Source organism: Colwellia sp. C1TZA3 (assembly GCF_007954265.1).
GTDB lineage: Bacteria > Pseudomonadota > Gammaproteobacteria > Enterobacterales > Alteromonadaceae > Cognaticolwellia.
Window position 1 is genome coordinate 1 of record NZ_VOLS01000078.1, and the last position, 12143, is coordinate 12143.

The 12143-nt window shown below is 39.3% G+C and carries 9 protein-coding genes; 6 read left to right on the forward strand and 3 right to left on the reverse strand.

What is annotated here, in order from left to right:
- The first annotated feature begins 217 nt into the window (after positions 1–217).
- From dbpA to thrC, 6 genes are all read left to right on the forward strand, one after another.
- The gene (dbpA, locus tag ESZ39_RS16040) at positions 218–1603 is read left to right on the forward strand and encodes an ATP-dependent RNA helicase DbpA (RefSeq protein ID WP_146880935.1); all 1386 of its coding nucleotides are present in this window, start codon (positions 218–220) and stop codon (positions 1601–1603) included.
- A gap of 400 nt (positions 1604–2003) precedes the next feature.
- Entirely contained in the window at positions 2004–2408 is a 405-nt protein-coding gene (locus ESZ39_RS16045) for a YebG family protein (RefSeq protein WP_146880936.1), read from the forward strand.
- Between the two features lie 278 nt (positions 2409–2686).
- A complete protein-coding gene (locus ESZ39_RS16050; RefSeq protein WP_146880937.1) occupies positions 2687–3415 on the forward strand; it encodes a M48 family metallopeptidase in 729 nt (242 codons plus the stop codon).
- A gap of 668 nt (positions 3416–4083) precedes the next feature.
- Complete coding sequence (gene thrA / locus ESZ39_RS16055) at positions 4084–6540, forward strand: bifunctional aspartate kinase/homoserine dehydrogenase I (RefSeq protein WP_146880938.1); 2457 nt, start codon at positions 4084–4086, stop codon at positions 6538–6540.
- Positions 6540–7514 (forward strand): homoserine kinase, encoded by a 975-nt coding sequence (gene thrB, locus ESZ39_RS16060; RefSeq protein WP_146880939.1) that lies wholly within the window; start codon positions 6540–6542, stop codon positions 7512–7514. The genes thrA and thrB overlap by 1 nt, the downstream gene beginning before the upstream one ends.
- A 58-nt stretch (positions 7515–7572) precedes the next feature.
- Positions 7573–8859, forward strand: a complete 1287-nt coding sequence (thrC, locus tag ESZ39_RS16065; RefSeq protein ID WP_146880940.1) for a threonine synthase — start codon at positions 7573–7575, stop codon at positions 8857–8859.
- 745 nt (positions 8860–9604) lie between these two features.
- Here the strand turns inward: thrC and serA are convergent.
- From serA to ESZ39_RS18155, 3 genes are all read right to left on the reverse strand, one after another.
- The gene (gene serA / locus ESZ39_RS16070) at positions 9605–10834 is read right to left on the reverse strand and encodes a phosphoglycerate dehydrogenase (protein WP_146880941.1); all 1230 of its coding nucleotides are present in this window, start codon (positions 10832–10834) and stop codon (positions 9605–9607) included.
- A 109-nt stretch (positions 10835–10943) separates the two neighbouring features.
- Positions 10944–11600 (reverse strand): ribose-5-phosphate isomerase RpiA, encoded by a 657-nt coding sequence (gene rpiA / locus ESZ39_RS16075; RefSeq protein WP_146880942.1) that lies wholly within the window; start codon positions 11598–11600, stop codon positions 10944–10946.
- Positions 11601–11928: 328 nt separating this feature from the next.
- Positions 11929–12143: hypothetical protein (locus ESZ39_RS18155; protein WP_223270423.1), on the reverse strand; the 215-nt coding region annotated here is incomplete at its 5' end.

Genomic DNA, 12143 nt, shown 5'->3' on the forward strand with positions numbered 1-12143 from the left:
GGAAAAATAATTCAAGGTAAGGCGCTCGATTGAGCAATAGCTGGCTATTGGGATTGAGAGCAACACAGCCTTGAGCTATTTTAACTAGTACAAGTGAGCAATAACTTAATGGGATTGGTATTATACCAATTTGAATAATTTAATTGCCTAAAGCTGTGTTTGCATGAGCGAAAGCGTGTAAAATAGCGACAATTATTTTTTACTTTAGGACTTTACGTTGAGCGACAGCAAATTTTCAGCACTTAGCTTGCAACCCGCACTTTTAGACAACCTTGCATCACTTGGTTACCACGAGATGACAGAAATACAGGCTAAAAGCCTACCAGCTATTTTAGCGGGACAAGATGTTATTGCCCAAGGTAAAACCGGCTCGGGCAAAACAGCGGCCTTTGGTCTTGGCCTGTTGAATAAACTACAAGTTAAAAAGTTTAGAATTCAAACCCTAGTACTTTGCCCAACACGTGAATTAGCCGACCAAGTAGCGAAAGAAATTAGAAAGCTAGCAAGAGCTGTGCATAACATTAAAGTGCTGACTTTATGTGGTGGTACACCGTTTGGTCCGCAAGTGGGTTCACTAGAACACGGCGCACATATTATTGTTGGTACCCCAGGGCGAATTGAAGATCACTTAGGCCGTGGTACCTTGTCATTAGAGCATGTTGATACCTTAGTTTTAGATGAAGCCGATCGTATGCTTGATATGGGTTTTCAAGCCGCTTTAGATAATATTGTGGCTAAAATGCCACAGCAAAGACAAACCTTATTGTTTAGTGCGACGTTCCCGCAACAGATTCAAAAAATAGCCAACAGCTTTTTGCAAACACCGGCCGTGATAAAAGTAGAGTCGAGCCATGAAAGTAGTACTATTTCGCAACATTTTTATCAGGTAGACAGTGATGAGGACCGTCTAATGGCGATTCGCTTATTGTTGTTAACTCATCAACCAGAGTCGAGCGTAATATTTTGTAATACCAAAATAGAAACACAGAATGTGGCTAATAAGTTGGCTGGCTATGGTTTTGGTGTTGTCGCCTTACATGGCGATTTAGAACAAAGAGACCGAGATCAAACCTTAGTACGTTTTGCAAACAAAAGTGCCTCAATACTTGTGGCGACTGATGTTGCTGCTCGTGGCTTAGATATTGAAGCACTTGATGCGGTATTTAATTATCATATTGCTCATGACAGTGAAGTTCATATTCACCGTATTGGCCGCACCGGTCGAGCAGGCAGCACAGGCTATGCTTTTTCTTTATTTAACAAAAAAGACAGTTATAAAATTGGCTTGTTGGAAGATTACTTAGAGCGCAGTATTGAAGGCGAAGCATTGCCCAGTAGTGAAGCATTAGAGCGCAGCATATTTACACCCAAAATGGCGACAATACAAATTGACGGCGGCAAGAAACAAAAAGTTCGACCAGGCGATATAGTCGGCGCACTTACCGGTGAAAATGGCATAAGCTTTGAGCAAGTGGGTAAAATCCAATTAGGCGCAAATTGGGCGTATGTCGCCGTAGACAAAATGGTGATTAGAAAAGCGTTAAATAAATTAACCCACGGCAAATTAAAAGGCCGTACTTTTAGGGTTAAAGAATTAAAATAAGGCTAGTTCCTTAGCGTATTAACGTGAATAACCAGGTACTCAATAGCCAATTGAGTACCTGTAATAATGACCCTCTCCATGTTTATAAAACACCTTGCTTTATATCTGCTCCATTTCAAGGTATGGATTTATTTTATATCTCATTACATTTTTAGCTAAGCTAATGGTTATTTAGGTATCCTTCCTACGATAAGCGTCGTTAAAACAGTGATGGTTTAATATACCCTTTGGTAATTTAAAATAATAAGCGTATGATACTGTCAATACGTACAGTTGTTATTGAAGTGATATATGCATACTTTTAATGCATCATGGTAATGACTCTAGTTTGGTAAATAGTTAAATAATAGTTAAATAATAGTTAAATAATAGTTAAATAATAGTTAAATAAGGGATAGCAATGGCAGTTGAAAGTCGATATGTCGTCATAAGACAAGGTGTAGAGGTAGAAACATTCATGGATAAAAGAGCCGCAGATGAATACGACAAAATGCTCGATATGGCAGATAGTCTATCTGAGATGTTTGAACAAGCACCTGTCGAGCTTTCAGAAAGTATCCGTGAAGAACTTTGTGTTTATTTAGCGCAAAACCGTGAGGAAGTGCTCGTTGCCTTACAGGCAAAAAAAACTAAAGTGGAGAGTAAAAAATCAGCTGTCAGTAGTCCAAAAAAGACAAAAGACGCAGTAGAGCTAGCTGATGATATTGTTGAAGCGGATAGTGTCAAAGCAACAACTGAGAAAGTAAAAAAGCCTAAAGCAGCTAGTGTTAAAGCCAGCAGTAAAGCTAAGTCTGACGCCGCTTAGCATGGTCTGCAGTACTCGTAGCTGTGAAAATAACTTATAACCAACGTTGCTTTTTAGACAAAGGGTTACTTAGTCATAAAGTATCACTTTGTTTATAGCAAGTTAATTAACTATTGGTTTATTTTTAATGGCTATAATGAAAAGTACAGCGTTATAATATTGCTCAGTAGCATAACGACTGACTAAATTTTATCTTTGGTATTTATTTATTTTCCTTATGAAAAAGTAGCACACTTAAATAACCAAACCGGTATGTGTTAATTGTTTAGGGTGGCGTTTTGGATTATCAGCTAATACGTAGTTCGCGCAGAAAGACCATTGCGTTACAAGTCAGTAACGCACAAGTCATTGTTAGAGCGCCAAGTTTTGTTAAAACAGCTTATGTTGAACAACTTATACAAGCCAAATTACAGTGGTTACAGCAAAAGGTGGCTGAGCAAAAAGAAAATATAGTATTAAGTCCCCATTTTACTCTGCAATTCTCTGATGCAAGCCTAGCTAACGAGCCAAGCCTATATATTGATGGTTTGCCTCACCGCGTTATTATTGATTTTGGTCAGAAAAATGTTATTCACAATCCGTTAGCACAAAGCTTAACTGTTGTGCTTAACCCTAGATATAAATCCTACGCTCTAAACTCCGCTGCTGTTATAACAAAAATAAAAGCGCAAATTGAATGCTGGTTTAAAGCCTGTGTTGAAGCTTACATTGAAGATAATCTTACGGTTTTTTCACAGCAAATGTCGTTGCATGCCTCGTCATTTAAAGTCAGAAAGTATAAAGCACGTTGGGGAAGTTGTAATAGTCGCGGCGAATTGAGTTTTAATTATTTATTGAAAATGCTGCCTACTTGGGTGATTGACTACGTCATTATTCATGAACTATGTCATTTGGAGCATATGAATCATTCAACAAATTTTTGGCAATTAGTTGCCCAGCATTGTCCAGAGTATCAAAGTGCTAAGCACTGGGTGCAAAAACACCAGCCTTATCTGCAATGGTCGTAGTCGTTTAAATACTACACTATATTCTTTCTCGATTTGCGCAAATTTTTTCTTAAAATGAAGCAGGACAGTACCACGGTGTTAATCCTCTACTGTGTAGCAGCTCCTTAGCCATGCCAGCAAAAAATAAAATTATCGGTAAGGGGGCTTTTCTATTTTTTTAGTGCCAGTGTGAGCCGACATTTGACTGCCAATTTGAGTGCCAATTTGAGTGCCGATTTGAGAGGCAAGAGAGTGCTTTGAGCATAAATTATCGCGTGTTATCTAATTAAGCAGTCAGTTTTTTTGTGGCTAAAATAAGTAATATTGGCGCCATTAGCACTGATTAGCTATACTGACATGAGTTTTTTTAAGCACAAAAACGTCGGTTTTAATCAGACTTGCTTAACCAAAAGCAGCGCCATCAGATGAATATTTTAGAACAATATTCAATCCATCTCACTTTTATACATATATTAGTTTTTTTTATTCATAAAAATCAGTTGACAGAAAAATTCATATCAGGCACTTTATACCCTATGAATATTCTACTTCGCCGAATTACTATTATTATTATTACCACCCTCACCGGAATGGTGGTCATCGGCTGACGTGTAGAATTTATCAATTTTATAAAGCCCGTGACCTATAAGGTTACGGGCTTTTTTTGTTTTAGGGTTTAGGGAGTAAAAATGCGTGTATTAAAATTTGGTGGTTCCTCTTTGGCTTCAGGCCAGCGCTTTATTGAAGTGGCAAATATCATCAAAAATAAAAGTAAGTCGTCTAGTCTTGCTATTGTTGTCTCTGCACCTCAGGGGGTGACTAATCATCTTGTGGCGATGGCAGAGAATATTTCCAACGAAGAAAAGTTGCAAAGTGACTTATTGCATTTTAAACACGCAATTGAAAATATTATTAACGACTTATCGGCAACATTACCTAGTTTTTGTTCACAACATAGTGAGCAAGTATTAGCGACCTGGGAACACCAGTTAAGTCGATATTTACATGGCGCAACATTACTATCATTTTGTCCTGAACATATACGTGCACGTATTATCAGTATTGGCGAGCGCTTGAGTGTCGCCTTGTTGCAATCAGTACTGTCAGCTGATGCTGTTGAAGTCAGTGTTATTGAACCCGAAAGATTTTTACGCACGAATGATGTTGCTATGAATGCAGTGGCCGACCTCGTGTTATGTAAAGAAAAATTTCAACAGCTTTATAGCGAACTCAACACTATTGCCTTAATGCCTGGTTTTATTGGCGTTGACAGCCTTGGCAATATAACCACCTTAGGCCGTAATGGCTCAGACTACTCTGCAGCAGTATTGGCCGTGTGTAGTGACGCAGAGTATTGCGAAATTTGGACTGATGTTGATGGCGTTTATAATGCTGATCCTCGCTTAATCAAAGAAGCGCAATTATTAGATTATTTATCCTATCAAGAGGCGATGGAACTGTCTTATTTTGGTGCCAGTGTTTTACACCCAAAAACCATTGGTCCTATTGCCCAGTATCATATTCCTTGTTTAATTAAAAATACCGGTAATCCTGATGCGCCAGGCACCTTAATTGCGAATGAAAGTGATCAGAAAAAGCGGGTTAAAGCGATTTCAAACTTAGATGACTTAACTATGGTTAATGTTTCTGGCCCGGGTATGAAAGGCATGGTGGGTATGGCGAGTCGGGTTTTTGCTACGATGAGTCGCGAAAATGTTTCTTTAATTTTAATTAGCCAATCTTCAAGTGAATATTGTATTAGTTTTTGTATTTACTCGTCTGATGCGGTGAAAGCAGAGCTAAGTTTACAAGAAGAATTTGAATTAGAATTGTTAAACGGTTTACTAGAGCCATTAACATTAACTCATCAATTATCGATTGTGTCGTTAGTTGGCGATGGTATGAATCATCAACAAGGTGTGGCGGCAAAATTTTTCACTTCATTAGCACAAGCGCGAGTCAATGTGGTTGCGATTGCACAAGACTCGTCAGAACGTAGTATTTCTGTGGTTATTGAAAGTAGAAAATGCACTGATGCCATGAAAGTGAGTCATCAAAACTTCTTTTCACACAAAAAATCTATTGACGTATTTTTAGTTGGCTGCGGTGTAGTAGGTAGCGAGTTACTGGCTCAAATAGCGCGTCAACAGGCAAAATTAAAAACAGACAATATTGCCTTAAAAGTTTATGGTGTGGCTAATAGCAAAGGTATGGTATTTAATAGTGAAGGTATCGACGTGGCTAATTGGCAGGAAAACTTAGCTCAGCAAGCTGTCGCGGTTAATGTTGAAAATATCAAGAATTTTGTTCGCCAAAATCATTTGATTAATCCGGTCTTAGTGGATTGTACTTCTAATGAAGCACTGGCTTTGCAATATGTTGATTATTTAGAGGCGGGCTTTAACGTTGTAACGCCCAATAAGAAAGCAAACACCGACTCTTGGCAGTATTATCAAGCACTACGAACAGCAGCACAAAAAACCAACCGTCGATTTTTATATGAAACTACGGTGGGCGCAGGCTTACCGGTGATCGACACTTTACAAAATTTACTGAAAGCGGGTGATGAATTAGTGCGTTTTGAAGGCGTGCTATCAGGTTCTTTATCGTATATATTCGGTAAACTTGATGAAGGTATGACGTTATCTCAAGCCACTAATTTAGCAAAAGAGCAAGGTTTTACTGAACCTGATCCGCGTGACGATCTTAGCGGCATGGACGTGGCGCGTAAGCTGCTTATTATGGCCAGAGAAGCGGGTATGGCGTTAGAGCTAGCTGATATTGAAATAGAGTCGGTATTAGCGCAATCATTTGATGCTAGTGGCGACGTAGCCAGCTTTATGAGTAACTTGCCCAGTTTAGATAATGCCTTTGCTGAGCGTATTAATGCGGCGAAAGTTGACGGCAAAGTACTAAGATACATTGGTAACATTGTTGAAGGGAAATGTCAGGTGACTATCGAAGCTGTCGGTAAAGAACATCCTTTATATAGTGTTAAAGATGGCGAAAACGCTTTAGCGATTCATAGCCGCTATTATCAGCCATTACCTTTCGTTTTACGGGGCTATGGTGCTGGCGCTGCAGTCACTGCTGCCGGTGTTTTTGGTGATTTGTTAAGAACACTAGCATGGGAGCAACAACACTAATGAGTGTTTCAGTATTTGCTCCCGCTTCAATTGGCAATGTTAATGTCGGTTTTGATCTTGTAGGTTTAGCGGTTAAACCCGTTGATGGCACATTATTGGGTGATGTCATCACGGTTAGCGATAGTCATAACGGCGACCAATTAGAGGTTACCGGTGATTTTGCCCATAAGTTGCCTAGCGATGTGAAACTAAATATTGTTTGGCATTGTCTACTTTTGTTTAATAAAGAATTATTTGCCAGTAAACAGGCGACTGTTAAAGTAAAAATAACCTTAGATAAGCGCATGCCAGTGGGCAGCGGCTTAGGCTCTAGTGCCTGTTCAGTGGTTGCAGCCATCGCTGGCTTAAATGCTTTTTATGAAAAATACCATCAGTTTAGTTTTTCAAAGCAAGCGCTGTTAAAAATGATGGGAAAGATGGAAGCACAAATTAGTGGTAGTCTGCACTACGACAATGTCGCACCATGTTTTTTAGGTGGTATGCAGCTAATGGTGCCAGATCACGATATAATTGCCCGTAGTTTACCGCTATTTCAAGATTGCTATTTTGTTATGGCATATCCAGGCATCGAAATATCAACCAAAGCGGCCAGAGATATATTACCAAACGCTTATTCCCGTGCTGATTTGATCAGTTTTGGACAGAATTTAGCAACATTTGTTGATGCTTGCCATCGCGGCGATAAAGCGCAAGCCTTTTCAGTATTAACCGATGTGGTTGCTGAACCTTATCGAAAAACAATTTTACCGGGCTACAGCGAAGCAGCAAATTATTTAACACAACAAGGCTGTTTGGCTGTTGGCATTTCTGGCTCAGGACCAACGCTTTTTTGTGTCACAGACGACGCAGCAAAAGCAACAGAGTTTGCTAACTGGTTAAACGAGCATTATTTACAAACATCAGCTACTGGCACAAGTGAAGGATTTGTTCATATTTGCCAAGCTGATACTCAAGGTGCAGTGAGTTTACCTTAAAGAGCAATAATATTGGTTGCTTTAAACCTCGAGATTAAACCCAATATAGGAATTGAGTGTGAAATTTTATAATTTAAAAGAGAACGATGAACGAGTCAGCTTTGCTGGCGCGGTAAAACAAGGCTTAGGACGTAACCAAGGCTTGTTTTTTCCAGAAGAATTACCCCATTTTGATAATATTGAAGCCTTACTTGCACTGCCGATGGTCGAGCGTAGCGTTAAAGTCCTTTACCCTTTTGTCAGTGAAGATTTAACTGAAGAGCAGTTAACCGAAATTGTAACTGATGCTTTTAATTTTCCAGCGCAAATGCAGCCTATTAGTGAAAGCAGAGCGATACTAGAGTTATTTCATGGACCCACACTGGCGTTTAAAGATTTTGGTGCCCGCTTTTTGGCTAAATGTTTACAAGCATTTGGTGATGGTAAAAAAGTCACTATTTTAACGGCAACTTCTGGTGATACTGGCGCTGCGGTAGCACATGCTTTTCACGGTATTGACAACATTGATGTAGTGATCTTATATCCGAAAGGAAAAATAAGTTTATTACAGGAGAAAATGTTTACTACCTTAGGCGGTAATATTCGTACTATCGCAGTAGAAGGCACGTTTGACGATTGTCAGGCACTTGTTAAGCAGTCTTTTGATGATCAAGAGCTTAAAGACACCATTGGCTTAAATTCAGCTAACTCGATTAATATTAGTCGCTTGTTGGCGCAAATTTGTTATTACTTTGAAGCGGTTGCACAACTTTATCGCCAAAAAGGTACCGATGCACTTAGCGATATTGTTTTTGCCATACCCAGTGGTAATTTTGGTAACCTTACCGCGGGACTTTTTGCTAAAGCCTCAGGGTTACCTATTAAGCGCTTTATTGCCGCCACAAATGCCAATGACACCGTTCCTCGCTATTTAAAAACCGGCGAATGGACACCCAATGAAACAGTAGCCACCATTTCTAATGCCATGGATGTTAGTAACCCGAATAACTGGCCACGCATAGAGCATATGTTAAAAGCCGGATTAGTCGACAAAGACTGTGTCAGCTCAGTATCAATTGATGAAGAGCAAACACAAATGGCGATGATTCAATTGGCAAAACTGGGCTACATCAGTGAACCTCATGCGGCCGTTGCTTATAGAGCATTACAATATAACGCCCTTGATACTGAATTTGGTGTGTTTTTGGGCACCGCGCACCCAGCGAAATTTAAAGATATTGTGGAAAGTACTTTAGGACAACCGATAGGCTTGCCAAAAGAGCTTGCTGATTGTGCTAGTGAAACTATTTTATCAACCACAAGTTCAACCGACTTTGCCGAACTTAGAGCCTACTTACTCAGTTAGTTATTACGCTCGTTAGTGTAAGATCAGGCTAATGTTAAAAGGCAGTTTTTACTGCCTTTTTATGTACAGAACACATGGCCGTTCCTAGCTATCTATGGTTTCACGGCATTAGTGCATCCTTGCACGTCGAGGTGAAAGAGTGGCGATGTATAGGAAGTATGGTCAGTTTTTTTGTTATAGACAAAACTAAGCAGCTATACCCTTTAAGCAATGCCACGAGCAAGTTGCTTTGAGACAAATAAATTTTTACAGTGAGTCATTGTAATACCAATTTGATTAATTAAGTGATCTACTTTTTCATGAGGAAAAAGGGATAAATACAAGGCATAAAATTTAGTCAGTAGTTATTCTACTTATAAATTTTATAACGCTGTAGTTATTCATTTTAACCATTAAAAATGAGCAGGTAATTAATCAACTTGGTATAAGTCGCATTCATCTGTCAAGTTAGGCACATAACATAGTGTGCTAAAGTCGATATTGCAGCTGAAATAAAAAAGCCAAAGCATAGTTGCTTTGGCTTTTTGGTTTTTCAAACCAGTGTAGTTATCAATGTAGTTATTAGCGTAGTTATTAGCTTATACCAATCCCATTAAGTTATTGCTCACTTGTACTAGTTAAAATAGCTCAAGGCTGTGTTGCTCTCAATCCCAATAGCCAGCTATTGCTCAATCGAGCGCCTTACCTTGAATTATTTTTCCTGCGCACAACAAGATCACAAACTTAATGGAACTGGTATTAGTTATCAGTGTAGTAGTCTTACTCTGATTGTTGCATCAATCTGTTTTAATTCTTTTAACGCTAATGCACGGTTTTCATCTTCAATATCAATAACCACGTAACCAATTTGGTCAGCAGTTTGTAAATACTGAGCGGCAATATTGATATTAAGCTTGGCAAACATTTGGTTAATTTGCGTTAGCACGCCAGGTCTATTATGGTGAATGTGTAATAAACGGCTGGTGCCAATATGCTCAGGTAGTGATACCTCAGGAAAATTAACCGCCGACAATGTTGAACCATTATCTGAATACTTGGCAAGTTTACTGGCTACTTCAAGGCCAATATTTTCTTGCGCTTCTTTAGTACTACCACCAATATGTGGCGTTAAAATCACGTTATCAAAGGCACGTAATGGGCTAATAAACTCTTCATCGTTACTTTTTGGCTCAATCGGGAAAACATCAATGGCGGCACCAGCTACTTTCTTACTGCTTAATGCTTCAGCTAAGGCATCAATATCAACGACAGTGCCGCGTGAAGCATTAATAAAGATAACGCCGTGTTTCATCACTTCAAATTCTGCCACACCCATCATATTTTTGGTTTGTGGCGTTTCAGGTACATGAAGACTAATAACATCTGCTTCTTTCAACAATGCTGTCATGGTAGGGGCTTGGCTGGCATTGCCTAAAGGTAATTTAGTCTCAATATCAAAAAAGCGAACTTTCATCCCTAAAGTTTCCGCTAGTATGCCAAGTTGCATGCCGATATGGCCGTAACCGATAATACCTAAGGTTTTACCTCTGGCTTCAACTGAACCTGTGGCTGATTTATTCCAAACACCCCGATGTGCCTGGGCACTTTTTTCTGGAATACCACGTAATAACAATAAGGTTTCGCCCAACACTAACTCAGCGACCGAACGGGTATTTGAAAATGGCGCGTTAAATACCGGGATACCAAATGATTGTGCTGCTGCTTTGTCTACTTGGTTAGTACCAATACAAAAGCAACCAATAGCCACTAGTTTTTTAGCGTGGCTTAAAACATTTTTATTTAAATCAGTGCGAGAGCGTATACCAACAAAGTGCACATCAGCTATTTTTTCAATGAGCTCGGCTTCTGAAAGTGAGGTTTTAATATATTCAATATTTGAATAGCCTTTATTTTTCAGCTCTTCAAGGGCGCTCTGGTGAACACCTTCTAGAAGTAGTATCTTAATCTTGTCTTTCGCTAGTGAATTGTTGCTCATGATAGTTTATCTTCTCTCGATCAAACATTGATGTACTTAAATATCTTTCAAATAAGCTTTTAGATGGCTAGATATCTAAAATACCATATAGGGTATAAACTCTACAGTGTTATTTTATTATTTTTGTACCGTCTTTACTGCCGATAATTAAGACATTTGCTGGACGATTAGCAAACAAGCCATTAGTCACAACACCAACAAGAGCATTAATACTATTTTCTAATGCTTTAGGGTCGATTATTTTTAAGTTGTGCACATCAAGAATAACATTGCCGTTGTCGGTAATAACGCCTTGGCGATAAACCGGATCACCACCAAGTTTTACCAGTTCTCTGGCAACATAACTGCGCGCCATAGGGATCACTTCTACCGGCAGGGGAAAGCGACCTAACATCGGCACTTGCTTAGTATCATCGGCGATACAAACGAAGGTTTTTGCCACCGCAGCAACAATTTTTTCGCGGGTAAGGGCAGCACCACCACCTTTGATCATGTGCATGTGAGGGTTAATTTCATCAGCGCCATCAACATAAACATCAATACCATCTACGTTATTAAGATCAAACACTTCAATGCCGTATGACTTTAAGCGCTCAGTTGAGCCTTCAGAGCTTGAAACTACGCCAATAATTTTATCTTTAATGGTGGCAAGGGCGTCGATAAAATGATTTACCGTCGAGCCAGTTCCAACACCAACAATGGTATCTGTTTTGATATAATCTAGAGCTTTTATTGCTGCCGCTTTTTTCATTTCATCTTGAGTCATAATGGGCCTGTTTTAATAAATTTTAAATGAGTTTTAAATGAGTTTTAAACTGTCAGCTTTAGGTTCAATGTAGGCTGGACTTAGTCTATTAAGTTTTAAAGGTAGCGGTCAGTTTGCTAGCCTGTTTGGTTTTTAAACCTTACGTTATGTATTCGCTGTAAGGTTGACGGACTAAAGTCCGACCTACAAAACCAGCGCCTAAATTTACATTATCACCCGTAGGCTCGATGTAGGTTGGACTTTAGTCCATCAAGTTAAATTAAATTTTATCGTTTTCGCATAAAGGCAAAGAACAAAAAATAAGGCGCTGTAGATATCTGTTGCCTCATCAGGTTAATAACCCGCTGTACGGTTGACGGACTAAAGTCCGACCTACAAAACCAGCGCCTAAATTTACATTATCACCCGTAGGCTCGATGTAGATACCATCTCTCCATACCGACTTCAAACACTCATTTAAATTGCTTGAGATCGGTATTCGCTTTGGTGCTTTAACACCCCAAAACAAATCTGTACTAACTTTCTCATTGCAGCGCCAAGGGC